The organism is Gordonia sp. LUNF6 (assembly GCF_047041125.1).
Taxonomy (GTDB): domain Bacteria; phylum Actinomycetota; class Actinomycetes; order Mycobacteriales; family Mycobacteriaceae; genus Gordonia; species Gordonia sihwensis.
In genome coordinates, this window is record NZ_CP178181.1 from 1,169,765 (window position 1) to 1,193,256 (window position 23,492).

At 69.0% G+C, this 23,492-nt stretch carries 22 protein-coding genes; 11 read left to right on the top strand and 11 right to left on the bottom strand.

Translation table 11 applies throughout. The annotated features are described in order from the left end of the window. The first annotated feature begins 12 nt into the window (after window positions 1-12). The 5 genes from ACK8HH_RS05515 (at window position 13) to ACK8HH_RS05535 (ending at window position 5,315) form a co-directional block, all read left to right on the top strand. Window positions 13-1,179 (top strand): GuaB3 family IMP dehydrogenase-related protein, encoded by a 1,167-nt coding sequence (locus tag ACK8HH_RS05515; RefSeq protein WP_039867727.1) that lies wholly within the window; start codon window positions 13-15, stop codon window positions 1,177-1,179. Window positions 1,180-1,359: 180 nt separating this feature from the next. Next, window positions 1,360-1,650, top strand: coding sequence for a DUF4287 domain-containing protein (locus ACK8HH_RS05520; RefSeq protein ID WP_006897182.1), 291 nt, complete (start codon window positions 1,360-1,362; stop codon window positions 1,648-1,650). Window positions 1,651-1,716: 66 nt separating this feature from the next. Continuing rightward, a complete protein-coding gene (locus tag ACK8HH_RS05525; RefSeq protein WP_039867720.1) occupies window positions 1,717-2,940 on the top strand; it encodes a cytochrome P450 in 1,224 nt (407 codons plus the stop codon). Continuing rightward, window positions 2,937-3,530 carry a TetR/AcrR family transcriptional regulator gene (locus tag ACK8HH_RS05530; protein WP_412475596.1) on the top strand — a complete coding sequence of 198 codons (594 nt, stop codon included), beginning with the start codon at window positions 2,937-2,939 and terminating at the stop codon, window positions 3,528-3,530. Before ACK8HH_RS05525 ends, ACK8HH_RS05530 begins: the two co-directional genes overlap by 4 nt. 54 nt (window positions 3,531-3,584) lie before the next feature. Then, entirely contained in the window at window positions 3,585-5,315 is a 1,731-nt protein-coding gene (locus ACK8HH_RS05535) for a GMC family oxidoreductase N-terminal domain-containing protein (protein ID WP_412475597.1), read from the top strand. 78 nt (window positions 5,316-5,393) lie between these two features. Here ACK8HH_RS05535 and cysE read toward each other — a convergent pair whose 3' ends face one another. The 5 genes from cysE to ACK8HH_RS05560 form a co-directional block, all read right to left on the bottom strand. Further along, window positions 5,394-5,975: a serine O-acetyltransferase gene (gene cysE, locus ACK8HH_RS05540; RefSeq protein ID WP_006897186.1), complete on the bottom strand. Its 582-nt coding sequence runs from the start codon at window positions 5,973-5,975 to the stop codon at window positions 5,394-5,396. Next, window positions 5,975-6,913: a cysteine synthase A gene (gene cysK, locus ACK8HH_RS05545; RefSeq protein WP_412475598.1), complete on the bottom strand. Its 939-nt coding sequence runs from the start codon at window positions 6,911-6,913 to the stop codon at window positions 5,975-5,977. Before cysK ends, cysE begins: the two co-directional genes overlap by 1 nt. Before the next feature lie 269 nt (window positions 6,914-7,182). Next, window positions 7,183-7,779, bottom strand: a complete 597-nt coding sequence (locus ACK8HH_RS05550; protein WP_346075975.1) for an energy-coupling factor transporter transmembrane protein EcfT — start codon at window positions 7,777-7,779, stop codon at window positions 7,183-7,185. Then, the gene (locus tag ACK8HH_RS05555; RefSeq protein ID WP_006897189.1) at window positions 7,776-8,474 is read right to left on the bottom strand and encodes an energy-coupling factor ABC transporter ATP-binding protein; all 699 of its coding nucleotides are present in this window, start codon (window positions 8,472-8,474) and stop codon (window positions 7,776-7,778) included. Before ACK8HH_RS05555 ends, ACK8HH_RS05550 begins: the two co-directional genes overlap by 4 nt. Continuing rightward, window positions 8,467-9,084, bottom strand: coding sequence for a biotin transporter BioY (locus tag ACK8HH_RS05560; RefSeq protein ID WP_006897190.1), 618 nt, complete (start codon window positions 9,082-9,084; stop codon window positions 8,467-8,469). The genes ACK8HH_RS05555 and ACK8HH_RS05560 overlap by 8 nt, the downstream gene beginning before the upstream one ends. 425 nt (window positions 9,085-9,509) lie before the next feature. Here ACK8HH_RS05560 and guaA point away from each other — a divergent pair, with 425 nt between their 5' ends. After that, a complete protein-coding gene (gene guaA, locus ACK8HH_RS05565) occupies window positions 9,510-11,093 on the top strand; it encodes a glutamine-hydrolyzing GMP synthase (protein WP_006897205.1) in 1,584 nt (527 codons plus the stop codon). A 291-nt stretch (window positions 11,094-11,384) separates the two neighbouring features. Here guaA and ACK8HH_RS05570 read toward each other — a convergent pair whose 3' ends face one another. Together ACK8HH_RS05570 and ACK8HH_RS05575 are read right to left on the bottom strand one after the other, a co-directional pair. After that, window positions 11,385-11,603, bottom strand: coding sequence for a hypothetical protein (locus ACK8HH_RS05570; protein ID WP_006897206.1), 219 nt, complete (start codon window positions 11,601-11,603; stop codon window positions 11,385-11,387). Continuing rightward, on the bottom strand, window positions 11,600-12,883 hold the full coding sequence (locus ACK8HH_RS05575; protein ID WP_412475599.1) for a PspC domain-containing protein: 1,284 nt from the start codon (window positions 12,881-12,883) through the stop codon (window positions 11,600-11,602). Before ACK8HH_RS05575 ends, ACK8HH_RS05570 begins: the two co-directional genes overlap by 4 nt. A gap of 99 nt (window positions 12,884-12,982) precedes the next feature. Here ACK8HH_RS05575 and ACK8HH_RS05580 point away from each other — a divergent pair, with 99 nt between their 5' ends. Both ACK8HH_RS05580 and ACK8HH_RS05585 read left to right on the top strand, forming a co-directional pair. Further along, the gene (locus tag ACK8HH_RS05580) at window positions 12,983-14,230 is read left to right on the top strand and encodes a sensor histidine kinase (RefSeq protein WP_045537802.1); all 1,248 of its coding nucleotides are present in this window, start codon (window positions 12,983-12,985) and stop codon (window positions 14,228-14,230) included. Further along, the gene (locus tag ACK8HH_RS05585; protein WP_006897209.1) at window positions 14,227-14,895 is read left to right on the top strand and encodes a response regulator; all 669 of its coding nucleotides are present in this window, start codon (window positions 14,227-14,229) and stop codon (window positions 14,893-14,895) included. The genes ACK8HH_RS05580 and ACK8HH_RS05585 overlap by 4 nt, the downstream gene beginning before the upstream one ends. A 12-nt stretch (window positions 14,896-14,907) precedes the next feature. Here the strand turns inward: ACK8HH_RS05585 and ACK8HH_RS05590 are convergent, their stop codons facing one another. Then, window positions 14,908-16,161, bottom strand: coding sequence for a protein kinase domain-containing protein (locus ACK8HH_RS05590; protein ID WP_412475600.1), 1,254 nt, complete (start codon window positions 16,159-16,161; stop codon window positions 14,908-14,910). Window positions 16,162-16,261: 100 nt separating this feature from the next. On the opposite strand from ACK8HH_RS05590, the gene ACK8HH_RS05595 reads away from it, so the two are divergent. Beyond that, complete coding sequence (locus tag ACK8HH_RS05595; RefSeq protein ID WP_045537804.1) at window positions 16,262-17,188, top strand: SPL family radical SAM protein; 927 nt, start codon at window positions 16,262-16,264, stop codon at window positions 17,186-17,188. A 72-nt stretch (window positions 17,189-17,260) separates the two neighbouring features. Here ACK8HH_RS05595 and ACK8HH_RS05600 read toward each other — a convergent pair whose 3' ends face one another. Continuing rightward, window positions 17,261-17,773, bottom strand: a complete 513-nt coding sequence (locus ACK8HH_RS05600) for a hypothetical protein (RefSeq protein WP_045537805.1) — start codon at window positions 17,771-17,773, stop codon at window positions 17,261-17,263. Between the two features lie 213 nt (window positions 17,774-17,986). Between ACK8HH_RS05600 and ACK8HH_RS05605 the strand changes: the two genes are divergently transcribed. Continuing rightward, complete coding sequence (locus tag ACK8HH_RS05605; protein WP_006897213.1) at window positions 17,987-18,766, top strand: hypothetical protein; 780 nt, start codon at window positions 17,987-17,989, stop codon at window positions 18,764-18,766. Beyond that, window positions 18,763-20,370, top strand: coding sequence for a DNA polymerase Y family protein (locus ACK8HH_RS05610; protein ID WP_006897214.1), 1,608 nt, complete (start codon window positions 18,763-18,765; stop codon window positions 20,368-20,370). Before ACK8HH_RS05605 ends, ACK8HH_RS05610 begins: the two co-directional genes overlap by 4 nt. A 33-nt stretch (window positions 20,371-20,403) precedes the next feature. On the opposite strand, the gene ACK8HH_RS05615 is transcribed toward ACK8HH_RS05610, so the two are convergent. Both ACK8HH_RS05615 and ACK8HH_RS05620 read right to left on the bottom strand, forming a co-directional pair. Then, window positions 20,404-21,468: an alanine racemase gene (locus tag ACK8HH_RS05615; RefSeq protein ID WP_006897215.1), complete on the bottom strand. Its 1,065-nt coding sequence runs from the start codon at window positions 21,466-21,468 to the stop codon at window positions 20,404-20,406. Window positions 21,469-21,501: 33 nt separating this feature from the next. Beyond that, entirely contained in the window at window positions 21,502-23,421 is a 1,920-nt protein-coding gene (locus tag ACK8HH_RS05620) for an SDR family oxidoreductase (RefSeq protein WP_006897216.1), read from the bottom strand. Window positions 23,422-23,492 lie beyond the last annotated feature (71 nt).

Here is a 23,492-nt window from a genome sequence, read left to right on the forward strand (position 1 = left end):
AAAGGCGCAATGGTGCGTGACCTCGTCGAATTCGGCATGGGCCGGACGGCTCGCCGAACGTACGAACTGGAAGACATCTCGATCATCCCGTCCCGGCGGACGCGGTCGTCGAAGAACGTCTCGACCGCATGGCAGATCGATGCATACCGCTTCGAATCGCCGATCCTGAACCATCCGACCGATGCGCTCGGCTCGCCGGAGTCGGCCATCGCGATGGGGAAGCTCGGTGCGCTCGGCGTGCTGAACGGCGAAGGCCTCTGGGCCCGCCACGAGCACGTCGAGGACAAGATCGCCGAGCTGGTCGAGATCGCGGAGAAGAATCCGGACCCGTCCGCGGCGATCCGTCGCCTGCAGGAGCTCCATCGCGCCCCGATCAACCTCGACCTGCTGTCGCAGGCCGTCGCCCGAGTGCGGGAGGCCGGTGTCACCACGGCGGTCCGGGTGAGCCCCCAGCACGCCCCCGAACTGACACCCGCGCTGATCAAGGCGGGCGCCGAGATTCTGGTGGTGCATGGCACGATCATCTCCGCCGAGCACGTGGTGCTGGTCGACCGCGGCCACGAGGACGGACTCGTCGCCGAACCGCTCAACCTGAAGACCTTCATCTCCGACCTCGACATCCCGGTGATCGCCGGAGGCGTGCACGACCACCGCACGGCACTGCATCTGATGCGTACCGGCGCCGCGGGCGTCATCGTCGGATACGGCTCCACGGAGGGATCCACCACGACCGGTGAGGTCCTCGGCATCGGGGTCCCGATGGCGACCGCGATCGCCGACGCGGCCGCGGCCCGTCGCGACTACCTCGACGAGACCGGTGGACGCTATGTGCACGTGATCGCCGACGGCGACATCCACACTTCAGGCGACCTCGCCAAGGCGATCGCGTGCGGTGCCGACGCCGCGGTGCTGGGCACACCGCTCGCCGCCGCCGACACCGCTCCGGGCCGCGGCTGGTTCTGGCCGTCGGCCGCGGCGCACCCCGACACTCCGCGCGGTGCGTTGCTGCAGGTGGCGATCGACGAGGAGCGGCCTTCCCTCGAGACCGTGCTGAACGGACCGTCCGACGATCCGGACGGCCTGCTGAACCTGGTCGGCGGCCTCCGCCGGTCCATGGCGAAGGCGGGTTACTCCGATCTCAAGGAGTTCCAGAAGGTCGGCCTCTCGGTCCGAGCCTGACCTCGCGACGCCAGGCGTCGCCCACTCGGTGAGCCGAGACCCCGGAGTACCGGGGTCTCGGCTCTCTTGGTCTGCGACATGGTCGTGAACCGTCCTGAGTCGTTTCGGGCTGATACCGATCAGTTTCGGTGCCGGCGGCTGTCAATACTGGTGACAGCATCCGACGACAGGAGAACCGTCATGTCATTCCAGGCATACCTCGACACCATCGAGATCAAGACCGGGCACACCCCACGCGAACTCGTCGAGCAGGCAGCCGAACGCGGTTTCGGCCCGGGCACCAAGGCCGGGCCGATTCTCGAATGGCTGAAGGACGAGTACGGGCTCGGCCGTGGACACGGCATGGCGCTGGTCCACGTCATCACCAAGGGGCCGAAGATCAGCGCGAAACACGTCGGGACGTCCGGCCCGCACCGCGATGCCGGCGACACGCTGTGGCTCGACGGGGCGGCGACGAACCCGTCACGCTGACGCGGGCGGGAGGCGGAGGCATCGTCCGTCGTTGACAATATGTGTGAACTGTCTCATAGTTGGGACATGAAGAACGATCTGTCTCCGGAGTTCACCTTGCGGTCGGGTCCGTCCTGGCGCGATCCGTTCGAGATGTACGCGCTCCTGCGCGACCGCGACCCTGTCCATCACGTGGTGCCCGAGGGGGATCCGGCGGCGGACTACTACGTCCTCACTCGCCATGCCGACGTGATGGCCGCCGCGCGGGACTGGGAGACCTTCTCCTCGGCGCGCGGATTGACCGTGGCGTACGGCGAACTGGAGAGCATCGGCCTGCAGGACAACCCGCCGATGGTGATGCAGGATCCGCCGCGGCACACCGCCTTCCGTCGCCTCGTGGCGCGCGGCTTCACGCCGAGACAGGTGACGACGTTGGAGCCCGAGGTTCGCGAGTTCGTGATCGAGCGGCTCGACGACCTTGCCTCCCGCGGCGGCGGAGACATCGCCGCGGACCTGTTCAAACCGCTGCCGAGCATGGTCGTCGCCCACTACCTCGGCGTGCCGGAGTCCGATCGCGGACAGTTCGACGCGTGGACCGACGCGATCGTCGCGGCCAACCCGGGCGCCGACATGGCCTCGGCCGTCGAATCGGCGTCGGAGGCGGTGATGGGACTGATGGCGTACTTCGCCGACCTCATCGAATTCCGCAAGCGCAGTCCCGGCGACGACACGGTGTCGCATCTGGTGGCCGCCGGCCTGACCGACGACCCGGCGGACCAGTCGGGCGTCCTGTCGGTGCTGGCGTTCGCCTTCACAATGGTCGCCGGCGGAAACGACACGACCACCGGCATGCTGGGCGGCTCGTCGGCGCTGCTGACCATGCATCCGGATCAGCGTGCGATTCTTCGGCGGGAACCCGAGCTGCTGCCGTCGGCCGTCAACGAACTGCTGCGGCTGACCTCGCCGGTGCAGGGGCTGGCCCGTACGGCGACGCGCGACGTCGAGGTCGAGGGGGTGACGATCCCGGCGGGCCGCAAGGTGCTGCTCTGCTACGCGTCGGCCAACCGTGACGAACGCGTGTACGGCGAGGACGCCGCCGACCTGGACGTCCGCCGCGACCCCGCGAACATCCTCACCTTCAGCCACGGATCCCACCACTGCCTCGGCGCCGCCGCCGCACGGATGCAGGCGCGGGTGGCGCTCGAAGAACTGCTCGCGCGGTGCCCGGACTTCCACGTCGACGTCGACGGAATCGAATGGGCGTCCGGAAACTATGTGCGGCGACCGGTCTCGGTACCGTTCTCGGCATGACCGACGATCAGGATCTCCGAGTGCGCGGGGCGGATTGGATGCGCGGCACCCGGCGGCCCGCCGTACAGGACGCGATCCTCGAGATCGCGGGCGAGGTGTTCGCCACGAAGGGGGCCAACGCCTCGATGGGGGACATCGCCGCCGCGGTGGGGTGTTCCCGGGCGACCCTGTACCGCTATTTCGACGGCCGGCGCCAGTTGCAGCTGGCGTACATCGAACGCGTCGCTCGCCGGATCGGCGCCGTGGTGGCCGAGACCGTCTCCGACCGACCGGAGCCTGCGGACCGGCTGACCGAGTCGATCGTCGTGGCGCTGACGGAGGTCCGCCGGGATCCCGCGCTGGCCGCCTGGTTCACCGCGGCGGGTGCGGGAGTGGCCGGTGAACTCGCGCTGTCGTCGGAGTTCATCGAGACGGTGGCGACGGCCTTCCTCGGCACCGGCGGTGAGGAAGGGGGAGAGGCGGCGCGATGGGTGGTCCGGGTGATCGTGTCGCTGCTCGCGGTGCCAGAAGGGTCGCCGGAGCGAGAGCGCGCAGTGATCGCTCGTTTCGTCACGCCGATCGTGCTCGGATTCACCGAGACCAGGAGTTAGCGTAGCCTACACTGGCTTTCGATAATGAGACAATGATCATTAGTATGGTCGGCTATGGCGCAGACTGATTTCGACGTCCTCATCATCGGTTCCGGATTCGGCGGCAGCGTCAGTGCGCTCCGCCTCATCGAGAAGGGATATCGCGTCGGCATCATCGAAGCCGGTCGCCGCTTCGAGGACGACCAGTTCGCCAAGACGAGTTGGCGTCTCAACCGATTCGTCTGGGCGCCGAAGTTCGGTTTGATGGGCATCCAGCGCGTCCACATGCTCAAGGACGTCATGGTTCTCGCCGGCGCCGGAGTCGGCGGCGGATCGCTGAACTACGCCAACACGCTCTACAAGCCGCCCACACCGTTCTTCACCGATCCCCAGTGGAACCACATCACCGACTGGGAATCAGAGCTGACGCCCCATTACGAGCAGGCTCGCCGGATGCTCGGTGTGGTGACCAACCCGACGTTCACCAACTCGGACCGCATCATGAAGGAGGTGGCCGACGAGATGGGGGTCGGCGACACCTTCACCTCCACCCCGGTCGGCGTCTTCTTCGGAGCCAAGACCGGCGGCGAGGGCGCCCCGGGTGAGACGGTGCCCGACCCCTACTTCGGCGGCGCGGGTCCCGAACGCACCGCCTGCACGGAGTGCGGCGCGTGCATGACCGGCTGCCGCGTCGGAGCCAAGAACACGCTGATGAAGAACTACCTCGGTCTGGCCGAACGGAACGGCGCGACGATCATCGACCGGACCACCGTCGATCGCCTGGAGCAGCGGGCCGACGGCTCATGGCTGGTGTCGGCGCACGGGTCGTCGTCCTGGGGCCCGTTCGGCGCCCGGCGGCGGCAGTTCACCGCCGACCAGGTGATCGTCGCCGCGGGCACGTTCAATACGCAGAAGATCATGCATCGCGCCAAGGGCTCGACCCTGCCGAGGCTCTCGGACGCGATGGGCGTGCTGACACGCACCAATTCCGAATCCATCCTCGGGGCGCAGGCGCGGTCGTACGATTCGAGCCGCGACTTCACCGAGGGCGTCGCGATCACCTCGTCGTTCCACCCCACGTCCAACACTCACATCGAGCCGGTGCGGTACGGCAAGGGCAGCAACGCGATGGCCTACCTGCAGACGCTGCTCACCGATGGCGGCAGCGTCCCCAACCGGCTCGGCCAGTTCCTCAAGAACGCCGTCACCAACCCGCTGATGCTGCTGCGGCTGTTCTTCGTCCGCAAGTGGAGCGAGCGGACGGTGATCGCGCTCGTGATGCAGAACAACAACAACTCGCTGACGACCTTCGTCCGTAAGCGCGGTCCGTTCAAGTACGTGACGAGCAAGCAGGGCATCGGCGAGCCGAATCCGACCTGGATTCCGGAGGGCAACGAGGCGACCCGCCGGATCGCGGCCAAGCTGCCCGGCGGACTGGCGGGCGGCACCTGGGGCGACATCTTCAACATGCCGCTCACCGCGCACTACCTCGGCGGATGCGTCATCTCCGACGACCCGGCCACCGGCGTCATCGACCCCTACCACCGCGTCTGGAACTACCCGACGCTGCACATCACCGACGGCGCGGCGATCACCGCGAACCTCGGTGTGAACCCGTCGCTGTCGATCTGCGCGCAGGCCGAGCGTGCGATCTCCCTGTGGCCGAACAAGGGTGAGGCCGACCCGCGTCCCGCGCAGGGCGACGCCTACCGGCGCCTGACCCCGGTGGCGCCGAAGGCGCCGGTGGTTCCGGCGGACGCGCCCGGCGCGCTGCGCTTGCCGATCACCCCGGTGGAGAAGGCCTGACCGATCTGAACGCTTATGCCGTTCTCCGTGACTCGAATCGGGTCACGGAGAACGGCATAAGCGTTTGAGCAGGAAGAATCAGATGTAGATCGCCGGGTCGGCGTACGGGTCGTGCACCGGTGCGCCGGCCGCCCGTGTCGTCGCGGCGACGCCCACTGCGACGAATCCGGCCGGAACGTCATGCACCACAACGGCATTGGCGCCGATCTTCGCGTCGTCACCGAGCGTGATGGGACCGAGGACCTTGGCGCCGGCGCCGATCAGCACGCGGTCGCCGACGGTGGGATGACGTTTGCCCTTCGACATGCTGACGCCACCGAGGGTGGATCCGTGGAACATCACGACGTCCTCGCCGACCTCGGCGGTCTCGCCGATCACCACACCCATGCCGTGGTCGATGAACATGCGGCGGCCGAGCCTCGCGCCGGGATGGATCTCGATGCCCGTGACGAACCGGCCCAACTGCGAGAGCAGGCGCGCGGGTAGACGCGCCGCCCCGCCGGAGTTCCACAGTCGGTGAGCCACCCGGTGGAACCAGAGTGCATGGACTCCCGGGTAGGCGAGTGCGACCTCGATCATCGACCGGGCCGCCGGATCCCGCTCCTGCGCGACGCGCAGATCTTCGCGCAACAGGCGCAGTAGCGGAACCGGCTCGGACATCAGTCGACCAGCCCTTCGAAGAGCAGCGTCGACAGGTAGCGCTCGCCGAAGTCGGGGAGCACGACGACGATGGTCTTGCCCTTGAGCTCCGGACGCTTGGCGACGTCGACGGCGGCGGCCAGCGCGGCACCGGACGAGATGCCGACGAGCAGGCCCTCCTCGGTGGCCGCCCGGCGGGCCCACTTCACGGCGGTGTCGACGTCGACGTCGATGACCTCGTCGTACACGGTGGTGTCGAGGACCTCGGGGACGAAGTTGGCGCCCAGGCCCTGGATCTTGTGCGGTCCGGGCGCGCCGCCGTTGAGGATCGGCGACTCGGCGGGTTCGACGGCGTAGATCTTGATCTCGGGCTTGCGCTTCTTGATGACCTGGCCGATACCGGTGATCGTGCCGCCGGTGCCGATGCCGGCCACCACGGCGTCGACCGCGCCGTCGGTGTCGTTCCAGATCTCCTCGGCGGTGGTGCGACGGTGGATCTCGGCGTTGGCCTCGTTGGCGAACTGGCGGGCGAGGACCGAACCGCGGCGCTCGGCGGCGATCTTCTCTGCGGCGTTGACGGCGCCGGCCATGCCTTCGGCGGCCGGGGTCAGGACGAGTTCGGCGCCGAAGGCGCGGAGCAGGGCGCGGCGCTCCTTCGACATCGACTCGGGCATCGTCAGGACGACGTTGTAGCCGCGCGCCGCGCCGACCATCGCCAGTGCGATGCCGGTGTTGCCGCTGGTGGCCTCGATGATCGTGCCGCCCGCGGGCAGTTCTCCGGAGGCTTCGGCGGCGTCGACGATCGCCACGCCGATGCGGTCTTTCACGGAGTTGGTGGGGTTGTAGTACTCCAGCTTGGCCAGGATCGTGGCGTCCACGCCGTCGGTGATGCGGTTGAGGCGCACCAGCGGGGTGCGGCCCATGAGAGCGGTGACGTCGTCGAAAATGTTGGGAGACATGACTTTTCCTTTGCGAAATGGGTCCGTGAGGGGTCGGTTTGCAGACACTGATGGCCTGGATCCGGTGCTCAGGTGCCGACCCTGAGAACGGGACGGCACGGTGCGATGAGCCCTACTGACAGTGATCGGTGAGGAAGTACACCGAGTGGGCGAAGAGGGCGCGCGACAGGTGCGGGAAGGGGTCCACCGCATCCTCCTTGAAGTCGTCAAGCCGTCTGATTGAAGGCTAACAGACCGCGGTGACCGACAGATCGGGGAAGGGCTGCTCGTCAGTCCATTCCGCGTGCGGCGAGGGTCTCGGCGAAGCCGTCGGCCGTCTGCAGGGCGGCGAGCACCGTCGGTGCCAGGAGAACGCGCGGGCCGGCGCGCAGTCCGCGGGCGCGACGCGCCTCGTCCACCTGGGCGAGCACTTCGGCGATCAGTGGGATGCTGCGGATGGTGAGCGCGAACGCCATGGCGATGAGGTCGGTCCGCACGCCGAGCCGGCGCAACGGGGAGAGGCCGGTGATGATCGCGTCGAGCATGTCGGTGGTCCGGGTGGTGAGTGTGACGACGGCGGCCAGCCCCACCGAGGCGAGCAGGACCGCGCACACCACGAAGGCTCGCGCGGCGTCGGTGATGAGCCACTGGAAGACGAAGAGCGCCGCCAGTACCCAGACCACGCCCTTGATCTGCGACCAGGCGTGGCGGGGCGGAATCCAGGCGAGGGCGAACGTCGCGACGGTGCCCGCCAGGGCGATCCCGGCGGCGATCGGTGTTCGGACCACCACTGCGAGCGTGATGATCGACGCCATCAGCGCGACGATCTTGAACCCCGCCGGGAGCCGGTGCAGCAGGGAGCGGCCGGGAACGTAGACGCCGATCATCGGCTCATCAGGTCGCGGTAGAAGGCGAGTGCGGGGGCCGGTTCGTCGTCGGCCACCACCCGGCCGTCGTCGAGGACGAGCACGCGGTCGAAATCGTCGAGCATGTCGAGGTCGTGCGTCAGTACGATCAGCTGTTCTGCGAGGTCGGCGAACACTCTCCGGAGCATGAGCGCGTTGCGGAGGTCGAGCATGGTGGTGGGCTCGTCGGCCACCAGAATGGTCGGTCCGACCACCATCACTGCGGCGAGCGCGAGCAGTTGCTTCTGGCCGCCGGAGAGCTGATGCGCGGGCTGGTCGGCGTGGCCGTCGAGGCCGAAGTCGGCGAGTACCTCGCGCGCCCGGGCGCGACGCTGGGCCTTGTCGGAGACGATGCGCGAGAGCGAGAGCTCGATGTCCTCGGCCACGGTCGGCATGATGATCTGCCGGTCCGGATCGGAGAAGATGAAGCCGACGTCGCGCCGGACCCTGCGCTTGTTCTTGCGGACGTCGAGCCCGTTGACCGTGACCGTCCCGCGGTCGGGGAGGACGAGCCCGTTGATCATCCGTGCCAGCGTCGACTTGCCGCTGCCATTGGCGCCGACGATGCCGACGCGGCGTTGCGAGATGGCCAGGTCCACTCCGCGCAGTACCACGCGGTCGCCGAAGGCGTGCTCGACGCCGTCGAAGACGATCGACGACGGGGCGGGCTCAGGCACGGCGGAGGAACGACGGCCGCAGCGGCGCGATGAGACCGGGACGGCCGCGATGCACGGGGGCCGCGACGAGAGCGGTCACGAGCGCCTTGAGCACGTCGCCGGCGACGAAGGATCCGTTGGTGGCGATGGCCGCGCCCAGCGACATGTCGGTGCGCAGGAGCAGGCCCACGATGCCGCACGCGTAGATGATCAGGACGCCGCCGAAGAGGTTGATCACGATGCCGGCCACGATGTTGTACTTCGGCATCATCAGCGCGGTGAGCAGGCCGATCACGATCACCGCGGGCAGGAAGCCGACGAAGTAGCCTGCGGTCGGGGAGCCGAGCGCCACCATGCCGGTGCGTCCGCCCGCCAGGATCGGCAGGCCGGCGATGGCCAGCACCATGAAGATGACGACCGCGAGCGTGCCCTTCTTCGGTCCGAGTACCGCCCCCGCCAGCATCACGCCGAGCGTCTGCAGCGTGATCGGGACTCCGCCGGCGAGATTGATCTGCCCGGGGAGGCCGAGGACCGCGATGAGCGCGGCGAAGACGGCGGCCTGAGCCAGGTCGGCGATGGTCAGCGACCAACGCGAGCGGCGGCCTTCGGTGTCGGAGGAAAGGTGCGTCACAGGGTCAAGGGTATTTGGCGAGTGGCACAGATACCTATTGCGGGCTGGGCGGGAGCGTGGTGCGGGAACGAAAACGGGTGGGGTGGCGGGTGCAGGTCACAGCGGTGAGGTAGCGGCGCTGTGGATACGTACTCGGTGGCAGACGGACCATCCCCGCTCGCGCGGGGAGCACGGCACCCACGCCGTCGATCCCGAGTTCGACCATGGGCCATCCCCGCTCGCGGGGAACACATTCGCGGGGAACACAAAGCGTCCTAGTCTTCCAAACTAGCTACGCGGGGAACTCGCTTCCGGACTTCCATCGTCCAGTCGAGAACCCGCGATCCGATCATTCTAGTCGACCGCCACGGTCGCCGCAGGGCTCCCGAACTGCCTCGCTGGTCCGGACCACCAGCGACGATCGCGCGCAAGATAGACTTCACGTCGTGACGGAAACATCCCCCGACCACCCGCGTCCCGTACTCGTCGTCGACTTCGGAGCCCAGTACGCGCAGCTGATCGCTCGCCGCGTTCGCGAGGCCCGCATCTACTCGGAAGTGATCGCGCACGACGCGACGCTGGAAGAGATCAAGGCCAAGAATCCGGCCGCGCTGATCCTGTCGGGCGGACCGGCGTCGGTGTACGCCGACGATGCGCCGACCATCGATGAGAAGCTCTTCGACCTCGGCGTTCCGGTATTCGGCATCTGCTACGGATTCCAGAAGATGACGGCCGCTCTCGGCGGCACCGTCGCGAACACCGGCGGACGCGAGTTCGGCCGGACAACGCTCACGGTCGCCGACGGCGGCAAACTGCACCGCGGACTGCCGGAGTCGCAGCCGGTGTGGATGAGCCACAACGACGCCGTGCAGGTGGCCCCGGAGGGCTTCACCGTCACCGCGTCCACGCCGGGCGCGCCGGTCGCCGCGTTCGAGTGCGCGGAGCGGCAGATGGCCGGCGTGCAATACCATCCGGAGGTCCTGCACAGCCCGCACGGCCAGGAAGTGCTGACCCGCTTCCTCTACGAGATCGCGAACCTCACGCCGACGTGGACCGCGGCGAACATCGCCGAGGCGCTCATCGCCGACATCCGGGAGCAGGTCGGCGACGAGGGTCTCGCGATCTGCGGACTGTCCGGCGGCGTCGACTCGGCGGTGGCGGCAGCACTGGTGCAGCGCGCGATCGGCGACCGTCTGACCTGTGTTTTCGTCGACCACGGACTGCTGCGCGCCGGTGAACGCGAGCAGGTGCAGACCGACTTCGTCGCGGCGACGGGCGCGCGGCTGGTGACGGTGGACGCCGAGGACGTCTTCCTCGGCCACCTCGACGGCGTCTCCGATCCGGAGACCAAACGCAAGATCATCGGCCGCGAGTTCATCCGCTCCTTCGAGGGCGCGGTGTCGGAGGTGCTGGGCGACCAGGCCGCCGCGGGCAAGAAGGTCGACTTCCTCGTTCAGGGCACCCTGTACCCGGACGTCGTCGAATCCGGCGGCGGCAGCGGCACCGCGAACATCAAGAGCCACCACAACGTCGGCGGCCTGCCGGAAGACCTCGAGTTCAAGCTCGTCGAACCGCTGCGCCTCCTCTTCAAGGACGAGGTCCGTGCCGTCGGCCGTGAACTCGGCCTGCCGGAGGAGATCGTCGCACGACAGCCGTTCCCGGGCCCCGGTCTCGCGATCCGCATCGTCGGATCGGTCACCAAGGACCGGCTCGAACTGCTGCGCAAGGCGGACCTGATCGCGCGCGAGGAACTGACGTCCGCCGGCCTCGACGGCCAGATCTGGCAGTGCCCGGTGGTCCTGCTGGCCGACGTCCGCAGCGTCGGGGTGCAGGGCGACGGTCGTACGTACGGCCACCCGATCGTGCTGCGCCCGGTGTCGAGCGAAGACGCGATGACCGCCGACTGGACGCGCGTGCCGTACGAGGTCCTGGAGACGATCTCGACCCGCATCACCAACGAGGTCCCGGACGTGAACCGCGTGGTGCTCGACGTGACGAGCAAGCCGCCGGGCACGATCGAATGGGAGTGACCTCCCGCTGAACCGCGCCGAGTGCCGCCCGCATCTGGATGTGGGCGGCACTCGGTGGTTTTCGGGGCGGGTGGTGTGTGGCGGTGGGTGGTCTCGACTCGCTCCGTCGCTGCGCTCCGGTGCGGCTCGACGAGCCTGTGGTAGCGCTTCGTTCCGGTGCGGCTCGACGAGCCTGTGGTGGACGGCGAGGGACGGTTCGACGGGCCTGGGCCGGTGGCGGTGGGTGGTCTCGACTCGCTCCGTCGCTGCGCTCCGGTGCGGCTCGACGAGCCTGGGCAGACGGCGAGGGTCCTACTTTCTTCGGAATCCGCTCGCGATCAGGCCGACGCCCACCACGATTCCGATCGCGAGCAGTGCCCAGGGCAGGTAGGTCGTGTCGAGGAGGAAGGGGCCGTCGGCCAGGCACCAGGCGGCCACCAGGAGGGTCACCAGCGCCGAGAGACCCATCACCACTGAGCGGTGGCGCTCGGGTTCGGCGGTACCGGTCTGGTCGGGAGTCTCGTCGATCAATGCTTCATCTCCACGGTTCCGAGGTTGAGGTTCGCCTTCACCGTCAGCGTCGGCGTCTTGGCGTCGGGGTTGACGATCCCGTCGGGGCACGTCTGATCACCGACCACCGTGCTGCACTCGGTCTTGACGCGGATGTCGTCGGGCAGCCAGACCGTCATATCGCCGATGCCCTGGTGGATCTCGATGGTTCGGTCGTGGTCGAGCCCGCCGAGATCGCGGAGGTCGAGGCTGGTGGTGCCGATGGTCAGCTGGTAGGTCTCGCTGAGCTGCTCGGCGCTGCGCGGATGCCACGACCGGTCGCCGATCCCGCCGGAGGCGAAGGCCGGCCGATCGCCGGAGAACGCGGTGGCGGTGACTGCCACGACGCCGACGATGATGGCGAGCGGCACCAGTCCGGCCGCGCGCGTATTGCTCTGCCTGCGCTGCAGCGCGTCGATCGCCATTCCGACACCCAGCACCGCCAGCGCGAGTCCGGCGATCCGGCCCACGGTGAACCACTCGACGTCGCCGAGTACGCGGGCGGCGGTGCCGACGGTCGCGGCGATGAGGGCGAGACCGGCGAAGACCGACGTCAACGGAGACCGGGGCGGCTTCACCACGGGCGGCTCGGGCGGTGTCGGTTCCGGCAGATCCCAGGCGAACCTCGCGGTCCCGAGCGGATCCCACGACGGCGGTGCGTCGGGCGGGGCGGGCGCCGGCGGTTCAGCGGCCGCGAACGGGATCGTCTCGGACGCGGGCCGGACGGCGGTGTCGGCGAGAACGTCGTTCGTGACCACCTCGTCCGCGATGAGCGTCGGCGCGGGCGTCACGGTCGTCGATCCGTCGGACGGCCTCAGCTGATCCGCGCTGGTTCCGGCGGGCGCGGTCGGGGTGCGCTGATAGAGCAGCCACCAGCCGCCCAGCATCAGCACGAGTCCGAGCAGTCCGCTGGTGCCCCAGAACGGCGACGAGCCCATGTTGCTGAAGACGATGACCGCGATGACGGCGACCACGATCCAGTACCAGGGCATGTCGTGCCGCACGCGGTGATGTGCGCGATGCGACTGATGGATCTTGCGGGGTGCCGTCTCGTCTTCGGCGGGAAGAGCGATCAGCGCGGCGATGTAGAGCAGGATTCCGCTGCCCCCGAACAACGCCGCGACGACGAATGCGACCTTCACCAGCGTCGGATCGACCCGGTAGCGCATGCCGATGCCGGTGCAGACGCCGCCGACGGACTTTCCGGTCCGGCGGCGGACCGGCCGGGTGTTCCAGATGTCGATCAGAGTCTTGGTGTCCATGCAGTCAATCTTGGACGCCTGATCAGCGAGGCAAATCGGGTTAAACCCTGAGATGCTCCCTGATGTGCACGCGGTCCGGTTCGTGCCACTATCGAATCAATGACTCACGTGACGCAGACCCCGCAAGTCGACCGTGTGCGCCGGCGCAACGGAGGCAAGGTCGTGGGCGGAGTGTGCGGCGGCATCGCCGACCACCTGGGCGTCGACGTCTTCCGCGTCCGCGTGGTCTTCGTCGTGCTCGCCGCGCTGGCGGGGGCGGGCGTGGCCGCCTACGGACTGCTGTGGTTCTTCTGTCCGACGGGCACCGACGTGGAGCGGCCCGCTCCTCGGGAGCGCCGGCAGGCGCAGGGATTGATCGTCATCGGCGTGGTGGCCTTGCTGCTCAACGGTTTCGCAGCCTCGAGCGCGCCGGCGTCCACGCTGCTGGCACTGGTGGTGGTACTCGGCGGTGCGGCGCTGGTGTGGCGCGAGGTGGACGTCACCGGCGTCTCCTCGCGCGGGGGCGTGGTGACGTGGCTCCGACTGGCCGCCGGCGCCGTCCTCGTGGTCGGAGGACTGGTGGTGCTGGTGACCGCCCCGGACACCGCGCTGGCCGGAATGAACCCGACCCTGCTCGCGGTCCTCGGGACGCTGTTCGGCGTGTTGCTGCTGACCATCCCCCTGTGGATGCGGATGTGGCGGACGCTGAACGCCGAGCGTGCCGCGCGGATCCGGAACCAGGAACGCGAGGAGATCGCCTCGCACCTGCACGACTCGGTTCTTCAGACGCTCGCGCTGATCCAGAAGCGCGCCGACCAGCCCGACGCCGTCGCACAGCTCGCCCGTCGCCAGGAGCGCGAGCTGCGGCAGTGGCTCTTCGGCGACCAGGCGCGCAGGCGCGAGTCGCTCGCCGCGGCCGTCTCGGCGGTCTCGGCGGAGGTGGAGGACGCGTACGGTGTCGAGATCGAGACGGTGACGGTCGGCGACGTGACTCCCGACGAACTGCGCGACGAGACGGTCTCCAACGGGTTGCAGACGGTGGTCGCGGCCGCTCGCGAGGCATTGGTGAACGCCGCCAAGCACTCCGGCGCCGACAAGGTGGACGTCTACTGCGAGGTGGACGACGACCACGTCGAGGTCTTCGTCCGCGACCGCGGCAAGGGGTTCGATCCCGACGCGGTGAGCCAGGACCGCCAGGGCATCGCGCGGTCGATCCGCGCGCGCATGGAGCGTGTGGGAGGGTCGGTGCGGATCACCTCGACACCGGGCCGTGGTACCAATGTGGCGCTGATGCTGCCGCGTGGCCGGCGGCACGGGCCGTCGGCGTCCATCGATTCGGAAACTCAACGGACACAGGAGCTCTCATGACCGCCGACAAGACCTACCGGGTGTTCCTGGTCGACGACCACGGGGTGTTCCGCTCGGGGGTGCGCACCGAGCTCGCCGGCGAGGCCGGACTCGAGGTGGTCGGCGACGCGGGCAACGTTCCCGAAGCGGTCGCGGGCATCGTCCAGGCGCGTCCCGACGTGGTGCTGCTCGACGTCCACATGCCGGGCGGCGGAGGTGTCGCGGTGCTCCGCGGGGTGACCGACGCGCTGGGTTCGGAGGCGCCGGTGTTCCTCGCACTGAGCGTCTCCGACGCCGCCACCGATGTCATCGCCACCATCCGCGCCGGCGCGCGGGGGTACGTCACCAAGACCATCGACGGCACCGAACTGGCCGACGCGGTCCGTCGCGTCGCCGAGGGCGACGCGGTGTTCAGTCCGCGACTGGCCGGATTCGTCCTCGACTCCTTCACCGGGCGGTCGCCGGTGCCCGAACCGCAGCTCGATCCCGAACTCGATTCGCTGACCCGCCGCGAGATGGAGGTGCTGCGCCTGCTCGCGCGCGGCTACACCTACCGGGAGATCGCGGAGGAACTGTTCATCTCGGTGAAGACGGTGGAGACTCACGCGTCGAACGTGCTGCGCAAGACGCAGCAGTCCAACCGCAACGCCCTCACCCGCTGGGCGGTGAACCGCCAGATCGGATGAGGCGGGCGCGGGTCACATCACCAGGATGATGATGCCCGCGGCGATCGCGGTGAGCAGTGCGAATACGGCGAAGACAGCGGCCGCGAGACCGGCGTGACTGCTCGGCCCCTGCTGCTGGTAGTAGGTGGGCGGGGGCGTGTACAGGCCCGGCGCCGACGAATACTGCGTGGGAGCGTAGGGCACCGGTTCCGGCGTGGTTCGCGGCGCGTAATAACCGGAGGCGACCTGAGTCGGGTTGTGGGGCGCCGAGCCCTGCGACGTGTCCGGGGCCGAGTGCGTCTGCGGGGCGGACGTCTGCGGAGTGGACGGTTGCGATGTGGATTGACCGCTGATCGGGGGCAGTGTGGCCGACCGGTTCCGCGCCGACAGCGGTTTGGTCGCCACCAGCCCGGTGAGCACGTTGTCGGTGGTGCCGAGGGTGTCGGCAGCGTACTTGGCGAGCAGATCTCGGGCCTGGGCCATCGTCGGCCGATTGGCGGGATTCGGCTCCAGCAGCCGCAGGAGGATCGGCGAGAGCGCGCCCGCCCGGGTGATCGGATTGATCTGACCGAGCGCCACCCGGTGCAGCGTGGCGATGTAATTGTCCTCGCTGCCAAACGGGGGACGCCCCTCGATCATCGTGTACAGGGTGGACCCCAGCGAGTAGACGTCCGAGGACTCGCCCGGTTCATCGCCTCGGGCCACTTCCGGTGCGAAATACGCGGGCGTGCCGGTCACGACACCGGTCTGAGTGATGGATACGTCGTCCTTCGCGCGGGAGATGCCGAAGTCGGTGATCTTGACCAGGCCGACGTTGCGGCCGGTGTTCGCGATCAGGATGTTGGCCGGCTTGATGTCGCGGTGGACGATGCCGGAGGCGTGCGCTTCGGCGATGGCGTCGGCCACCTGCGCGCAGATCTGCGCGGCCTCGACCGGATCGATCGTCCCGTTCTCGTGCAGGACGTCGGCCACGCTGTGGCTCGGCAGGTACTCCATCACCAGCCACGGCTCGTTGCGATCGAGCGCGACGTCGTGCATCGCAACGGCGTTCCGGTGCGAGAGCCGAGCTGCCAACCGGCCCTCACGCAGCGCTCGGGCCCGGGAGGTCTCGGCGACTGATTCGTCCATCCCGCTGGTGGTCAGGACCTGTTTCACCGCCACCTCGCGGTCGAGGAGTTGATCGTGCGCCAGCCACACCGCACCCATGCCGCCGTGTCCGATCCTTCGGATCAGCCGGTAGCGTCCGGCCACCAGATACGACGGGCCGGGTGTGGCAGGAGAGGTCATGGCCCGATGATAGCCGCAGGCGGTGACGGCGATCGGAGCCGCACTCACTGTGCGCGCCGGCCCTTGACGAGTCCATCGCACGTATGTTCGGATAGGTGGCATGGCAGCGCTGACCGAACTGGTGTGCGGCGACTTCATGCGATCGACCATGATCCCGGAGGCGCCGGGCGTCCGGGTGCACGAGGTGCTGGCGCGGACAGTGCTGGAATCGGTCACCGGCGACCGGAGTCATCGGCACTCCTTCGCGGCCTCGGCTCTGCGGCGGTCGGGCGAGGCGATGCAGGTGAAGATGAACGCCCCGGCGGTGCTCCGGAGGGAGCTGCGGCGTCGGTCGTGGCGTCGCGACACCGTGGCGATCGGAGTGGCCGAGGATCCCTACGATCCGGTGGAAGAGCACTACCGGATGATGCCTCAGGTCCTGTCGGTCCTGTCGGAGTCGCAGACGCCGATCGCTCTCTACACCGCGTCGACGCTGCTGCTGCGCGATCTGCCGTTGCTGCGGTTGATCGGGCGGGCGGTGCCGGTGACGGTGTCGATCTCACTGGCCACCCTCGATCCGGGACTGTCGGCGCGGGTCGATCCTTCGGCATCGTCGCCACGGGCGCGACTGGACATGGTGGCGCGGCTGTCGGAGGCGGGACTCGCGCCGCATATTCGGATCGCGCCGCTGCCGCCGTTGCTCGCCGACGGCACGGCGCAGCTCGACGAACTCCTCGCGGCGTTGTCGGCCGCGGGTGCCGCCCGGGTGTCGGTGTCTCCGCTGCAGTTGGGCGGTGACGACGGTGCTGACTTCCTCGGCTGGCTGGGAAATGAGCACCCTGCGCTGGTGCGCAGGTACCGCTCCCTCTACGGCCGACGGAGCTTCGTGTCGGCGGAGTATGCGCTCGGTCTCCGGGCACGGATGACGCCGCTCGTGGAGAAGTACGGTCTGGGCAGTGACCCGGAGTCGGAGAGTGTGAATCCGGCCGAACCGTCGGTGCTTCCGCCGGCGGGGACGGCTCCCTCGCCAGATCTGACGTTGTTCTGATCAGGTTCGGATCGGGTCTGCGGCTGCGGTCGCTGCGTGCGGAATCGAGGTACCGCCAGGAAGTGGGCCGGGTCAGGCTCCGGAGTCGTCGATCAGGTTCTGTTCGCTGCGGTCGATGAAGAGTGCGCCGCACAGTGCGGCCAGGATCAGCAGTATCACGATCAGGCCGATGAGGATCGCTTTGCTGACGGTGACGAGCTCCTGGGCGTCACTCAATCCGAGTCCGTCGAGGAACCCGGCGAAGTACCAGGACGGCCAGATCCACACCGCTACGGGGACGAAGGCGGCGGCAGTGGATCCGACGGCGGCGACTCCGGCCAGGACTCGGCCGATGCTCTGGGCTTTCGCGGCGGGCAGCAGTGCGACGATTCCGGCGAGGGCGGCCAGCGCGCATGCGGCGACGATCAGCCAGCCGCGGCCGGCCGGTGCCACGCCGAGGTCGCTCTGGCTCACGGTGCCGATTCCGAGTCCGTTCCATGAGGCGTCCATGCCCAGTCGGCGCAGGTCGAACCACGGCAGCGCCGTGACCGCGATTCCGGTGACGGCGGCGGCGATGACGGCGAATGGAAGGGCTCGGGACTGCATGGATCCGAATGGTAGAGCATGGTGCGCCGACGGTCGCTGTTGCGACTGAAGGGACGCAGATCCTCGCGTGTGGCGGGTGTTTCCTGCTCCGTTGACGGTTGTCAGAGGGTGGGCTTAACATCGAACACAAGTTCGAACACCGGCATCTTCCCTGCCGCTTCGGACGAGAGGTGAGAACACGGGCGCAAGCCCGGAACGACGAGGGGAAGCGCCATGAATGCAGCGGAGAAGGCCGAACTGGAACACCTGCGTCGCAAGCTGAGCCGGCTGTCCGGCCAGTCGGGCGCTCGTGCGGGAACGGCCTCGGGAGTGGTGTCGTCGGGAGTGATCGCCGTGCCGGAGTCCGTGGCGTCGTTGTTTCCGAAGCGCGGGCTCCCGCGTGGCTCGGTGGCCGCGGTGTCCGGTGCTTCGGTGGTGCCGATGTCGATCATCGCCGAGGCGAGTCGGACGGGGGCCACGGTGGCTCTGGTCGGGCTGCCGCGACTCAATCTGGCCGCGGCGGTGGAGATGGGGGCGGATCTGAGCCGGATCGCGGTGGTCGCCGAGCCGGGAGCCGATCGACTGGAGGTGGCTGGGGTGCTGCTGGACGGAATGGACCTGGTGGTGCTGGGATTCGAGGATCGACTGGGTCCGACGGGGTCGTCGGTGGCACCGGCCCGAGCCCGGGTGCTCGGGGGCCGGGCGAGGAAGCAGTCGTCCACGCTGCTGGTCCTCGGTGACTGGCCGGGGACGGCCACGCGTGTGCAGGGGCGAGTGCGGGAGTACCGGCATCTGCCGGTACGGCGAAGCGGATACGGCCGCATCGGGGGGTTTCGGGTGGAAGTTCAGGTGTCGGCGCCGGGGGCTCGCCCAGTGAGCGACGTGTTCGACCTCGTGGTGCCGGGACTGGGAGAAGAAGGAGTGATGCGGCTGGTCCGGCCGACGATGCCGAAGGCGGGGTCAGGTGCAGAACACGGGGCCCGGGTGCCGGCGGCGCTGGCGGTGGCGAATTGACCGCCGATTCTCCCGGCAGGCGAGTGCTGGCACTGTGGTGTCCGGACTGGCCGACGACGGCGGCCGCCGCGGCGGCCGGGCGAGTTCCGGGCGATCCGGTGGCGGTGCTGCGGGCGGGACGAGTGGAGGCGTGTTCGCATGCGGCCCGCGTCGACGGGGTGAGACGGGGGATGCGCAAACGGCAGGCGCAGTCGTCGTGTCCGCGGCTGACCGTGTACGACGCCGACCCGGCACGCGATGGGAGATTGTTCGAGCCGGTGGTGGCGGCGGTGACCGGCGTGGTCCCGATGACCGAGGTGCTGCGGCCGGGACTGCTGGTGGTGGCCGCCGATCGTGCGGCGCGCTTCTTCGGCGGGGAGGAGCAATTGGCCGAACGGCTCACTGATGCGGTGGCCGAGGTCGGCAGGGGCCGCGACGCAGATGGTCTCGGAAGGACGGTGGTCGGGGGAGTCACGGCCAGAGTCGGGGTGGCCGATGAGCTGTTCACCGCGGTGCTCGCCGCGAGATCGGGGCAGACCGTCCCGCCGGGGACGGATGCCGCCTATCTCTCGGCGAGGCCGGTCGCCGACCTGGTGGCAGAACCCGCGCTGAACGGCCCGGGACGTGAGGATCTGGTGAGTCTGTTGTGGCGCTTGGGGATTCGCACCCTGGGCGCCTTCGCTGCGATGGATCCCGCGGATATCGCATCACGTTTCTCCGGCGATGCGATCACCGCGCATCGGCTGGCCCGAGGTCTGCCGGGCCGGCGGCCCAGCCGGGCACCGATCCCGCCGGGTTTGGCGGTGGAGCACAGCTGTGATCCGCCGGTCGATCGGATCGACGCCGCGGCCTTCCTGGGACGGCGAATGGCGCAGGAGCTGCACGAGCGACTGTCCGCAGCCTCGCTGGCCTGTATGCGACTGACGATTCACGCGTTCACGGAGCGAGGGCAACGGCACTCACGGACCTGGCGATGCGTGGAGCCGCTCACGCCGGAGGCCACTGCCGACCGTGTGCGCTGGCAGCTGGAGGGGTGGCTGACCGGCCGGGCCGGCAGCGTCGAAGCGCCTGACTCACCGGTCGTCCGACTGGTGCTGGAGCCGGTCGAGGTGGTGAATCCGGGAACGCTGCAGTCGGCGCTGACGGGCGCCGGGCTTCCGGGCGACACCGGTGGCGGTCTCGGCGATCAAGCACGTCGGGCTCTGGTCCGGGTCCAAGGGCTGCTCGGCGGCGAGTCGGTGCGGGTGCCGGTGCGCAGCGGTGGTCGGGGACCGGCCGAGCAGGTGGCGCTGGTGGCCTTCGGCGACGAACTGCGACCGCCGCGCGATCCGGCGGCCGCCTGGCCCGACCGCCTTGCCCGGCCGACGCCCTCGCTGTTGGTGCAGGCCACAGCGGAGGTCCTCGACGCCGAGGGGCGGTCGGTCGCCGTGAGTCCGCGCGGTGTGTTCAGTGCGGAGCCGGTGACCGTGCGGCTCGGGGCGCGGTCGCATCGTCTGCACTGGTGGGCGGGACCGTGGCCGTTCGGTCCGGGGAGGGCTCGGGCACAGGCACTGCTGGAAGACGGCCGCGCACTGCTGCTCTGCTGCCGGGAGGAGGTGTGGGTTGTGGAAGGAGTCTATGAGTGAGGCGAACCCGTTCCGGCGATCCCGGAGGAGGACTCAGCTGTTCGCGCCACGCGCCGCGACCGGCCACGATTCGAGTTCACCGTACGGGTCCGGACCGGCGAACAGTTCGTCGACCAGGTTCACCGCGGTACAGACGTGGTTGGGTATCACCCGCACCCGGTCGCCCACCTCGGGCACGACGGCAGCCGGTGGGAACTCGGCGACGGCATGATGCTCGGACAGCGAGACGAGACGGGCGTCGAGATGATCGGCGAGCCGGCCGAAACCGGTGGTCCAGCCGGGGCGGTCCGCCCCGAGGATCTTGCTGCCGGCGTCGAGCACCACCCGGGAGCCGGATGCGCTGACCACCGTGGACACCGCGGTCAGTGCGATGTCGTCGATACCGCAGCTGCCGAGTTCCAACTGCTGGGCGTCGTTGAAGACGTAAACGCCCGGACGCAACTCGGTGACCACGCCGGGATCGGCGAGTCGTGCGGTCGGCGTCGACCCTCCGCTCACCACGGAGACGTCGATACCGTTGTCGCGCAGAGCGTTCGCAGCGACGGCCAGGGATCGGGCCTCCTGCTCCGCGGCGTCGGCTCGCGCTGTGTCGAGTCCGTAGCCGTGGCCGGGGAAGGTGAAGACACCGGCCACGGTCAGTCCCGCGTCGCGAGCCGCGTCGGCGACCGAGACCACGCTATCGGCGGGTACACCGCTGCGGTGCATGCCCGAATCGATCTCCACGAGCACTCCGACGGGAGCGCCGCCGAGTCCTTCGGCGAGACGGCGCACGCCCTCGACGGAATCGGCACCGACGGTCAGCGTCACCCGACCGGCGAGTGCACGCAGGCGGCGGGCCTTGTCCTCCGACAACCACAGCGGATAGGCGACGAACAGATCGTCGAACCCGGCGTCGGCGAAGACCTCCGCCTCGCCGATCGTCGCGACGGTGAGTCCGACGGCACCGGCGGCGAGCTGCCGCTGCGCGACCCGAACGCACTTGTGCGTCTTGGCATGTGGTCGCAAGCGCACGCCGTGCCGTTCGGCCCACCCGGCCATCGCGGCGAGATTGCGGTCGAGGCGAGCGGGATCGACGTGCAGGAACGGAGTGTCGGGCATACCTGATGGTGGCATGGACGACGGCTTTCGTCGTCAGCCGGTGCGGCCGAGCGCGGCGTCGGACTCCTCATGCAGAAGGAAGTCCTGATGGAGCAGTCGGTTGGTGAGCCGCGGTGCGGCGTGATGACCGAAATCGATGAGGTCGCCGAGTAGCGTGTTCACCCGCTTGGGGCGCTCGACGATCGCGTGCAGCACCCGGTGGGCGGCCTTGTCGACGCTCCAGATCCCCCGAGCGCTGTCGTAGGCGTTGGTCGGAACGATCATCCGCGTTCGGGTCAACGGGATGCGCACATTGCTGAACGTGACGTGATCGGAGAGGGTCTCGGCACCGGTGGCGTCGCTGAACGCCTCCAGTGCGGCCTTCGACGCGGCGTACGCGCCGAATCGCGGTGCGCGGCTTTGGACTTCGATCGAGGACACGTTGACGATGTGTCCGGACTGCCGCTCGATCATGTGCGGCAGCAGGGCGAGCGTGAGATAGACGGCGCCGAAGTAGTTGACGGCCATCATCCGGTGATAGTCGTGCGACCTGGTCACCGCGTTCGCGGTCGCCCGTCGGATGGACCGGCCTGCGTTGTTGACCAGCACGTCCACATGGCCGTGCTCGCAGATCACCGACTTCACAAGGGTCTGCACCGCGGCCTCATCGGTGATGTCGACGGGATAGGCGTACGCGCGTCCGACGGGCAGCCCGGGTTTGGGAACCTCCGCGTCGAGTTCGGCGGCGGTCTCGATCAGCCGATCGGCATCGCGGGCCACCAGGAAGACGTTGGCGCCGCGCCGCACGCACATGCGGGCGGTCGCGCGGCCGATTCCCGACGACGCCCCGGTGATCAAGATGTTCTTGCCGACCAGCGGGCCCCGCGAATCGTTGCGGCGGTGACGGGCCGGATCGAGGTTCTCGTACCAGTACCGCCACAGTCGGGGTGCGTACTCGTCCAGATCGGGCAGTCTCACACCGAGCGTGTCGAGTTCGGCGGCGGTCGCGTCGCTGCGGAACACCACGGGAAGGGAGGCGACGTCGAGGATCGCGGGTGGGACGCCGGTCTGCTCGGCGATCAGGTCGCGGCCGGGCCGCAGCAGTCCGCGACCGATGGCGGCCAGCATCGGCCTCACCAGACCCGAAGGCAGTGCGGTGAAGGCCCACGGTCCGTCGAAGGCCGGTGACAGGGCGTTGAACAGGTCGGTGATCGAGCGTGGGTCGGGGTCGGCGAGATGGAACACGAGCCCGCTCCGGCCGTCCTGCACATCGGTCAGCGCGACCATCGCCTCGGCGACGAAGTCGACGGGGACGACGTTGAGGGGCCCCGGATCGGGGATCGGCAGCGGCAGGAACGAGGGCAGCTGACTGAGCACGGCGAGGTGACCGAAGAAGTAGTAGGGGCCGTCGGCCCTGTCGACCTGTCCGGTGACGGAGTCTCCGACGACGGCCGACGGCCGATACACCCGCCAGCGCAGGCCCTCGGTCTCCCGCACGACGCGTTCGGCGTCGAACACGGTGCGGTGGCATTCGGTCGGCAGGCCTTGGCCGAGGTCGAAGTCGGTCTCGGTGAAGTCGCCGCGATGGTCGCCGGCCACCGCGATCGAGGAGAGATGGTGCAGGAGCGCGCCGCGGGCGAGAGCGAACTCGGCGACCCTGCGGGTCCCGTCGACGTTGACCGCCCGCAGGTCGGCCTCCTCGGCGGTGAGGTCGTGCAGTGCGGCCAGGTGGATCACGTGGTCGACCTCGTCGACGTCGGAGCCGTGCAGGCCGAGGCCTTCGTGTGTGAGGTCGCCGGCGACGGCGACGACGCGGTCGCCGCCGTCGATCCTCTCCATGGCGGCGGCGAATCGCTGCAGTGATCCGGTGCGCACGAGCGCGTACACCCGGGCCTGCTCGTCGCGGGCCAGCAGGCGCGCGACGACTCGACGGCCGATGAAGCCGCTGCCGCCGGTCACGAAATAGCTCGTCACCGGCCCAGAGTCTCACAGAGAGATACCGATGTGAATGATTGACAGCGGTAATTCGTGCGTCGGTCCGGTCT

What these genes read in the sequence shown, in the direction of transcription:
- ACK8HH_RS05600 (WP_045537805.1), bottom strand. Translation starts at nt 17,773, where the DNA reads ATGCAGTCCCGAGCCCTTCCATTCGCCGTCATCGCCGCCGCCGTCACC.
- ACK8HH_RS05525 (WP_039867720.1), top strand. Translation starts at nt 1,717, where the DNA reads ATGAAGAACGATCTGTCTCCGGAGTTCACCTTGCGGTCGGGTCCGTCC.
- ACK8HH_RS05595 (WP_045537804.1), top strand. Translation starts at nt 16,262, where the DNA reads ATGGCAGCGCTGACCGAACTGGTGTGCGGCGACTTCATGCGATCGACC.
- ACK8HH_RS05530 (WP_412475596.1), top strand. Translation starts at nt 2,937, where the DNA reads ATGACCGACGATCAGGATCTCCGAGTGCGCGGGGCGGATTGGATGCGC.
- ACK8HH_RS05520 (WP_006897182.1), top strand. Translation starts at nt 1,360, where the DNA reads ATGTCATTCCAGGCATACCTCGACACCATCGAGATCAAGACCGGGCAC.
- ACK8HH_RS05550 (WP_346075975.1), bottom strand. Translation starts at nt 7,779, where the DNA reads ATGATCGGCGTCTACGTTCCCGGCCGCTCCCTGCTGCACCGGCTCCCG.
- cysE (WP_006897186.1), bottom strand. Translation starts at nt 5,975, where the DNA reads ATGTCCGAGCCGGTTCCGCTACTGCGCCTGTTGCGCGAAGATCTGCGC.
- ACK8HH_RS05605 (WP_006897213.1), top strand. Translation starts at nt 17,987, where the DNA reads ATGAATGCAGCGGAGAAGGCCGAACTGGAACACCTGCGTCGCAAGCTG.
- ACK8HH_RS05590 (WP_412475600.1), bottom strand. Translation starts at nt 16,161, where the DNA reads ATGACCTCTCCTGCCACACCCGGCCCGTCGTATCTGGTGGCCGGACGC.
- cysK (WP_412475598.1), bottom strand. Translation starts at nt 6,913, where the DNA reads ATGTCTCCCAACATTTTCGACGACGTCACCGCTCTCATGGGCCGCACC.
- ACK8HH_RS05580 (WP_045537802.1), top strand. Translation starts at nt 12,983, where the DNA reads ATGACTCACGTGACGCAGACCCCGCAAGTCGACCGTGTGCGCCGGCGC.
- ACK8HH_RS05585 (WP_006897209.1), top strand. Translation starts at nt 14,227, where the DNA reads ATGACCGCCGACAAGACCTACCGGGTGTTCCTGGTCGACGACCACGGG.
- ACK8HH_RS05575 (WP_412475599.1), bottom strand. Translation starts at nt 12,883, where the DNA reads ATGGACACCAAGACTCTGATCGACATCTGGAACACCCGGCCGGTCCGC.
- ACK8HH_RS05535 (WP_412475597.1), top strand. Translation starts at nt 3,585, where the DNA reads ATGGCGCAGACTGATTTCGACGTCCTCATCATCGGTTCCGGATTCGGC.
- ACK8HH_RS05615 (WP_006897215.1), bottom strand. Translation starts at nt 21,468, where the DNA reads ATGCCCGACACTCCGTTCCTGCACGTCGATCCCGCTCGCCTCGACCGC.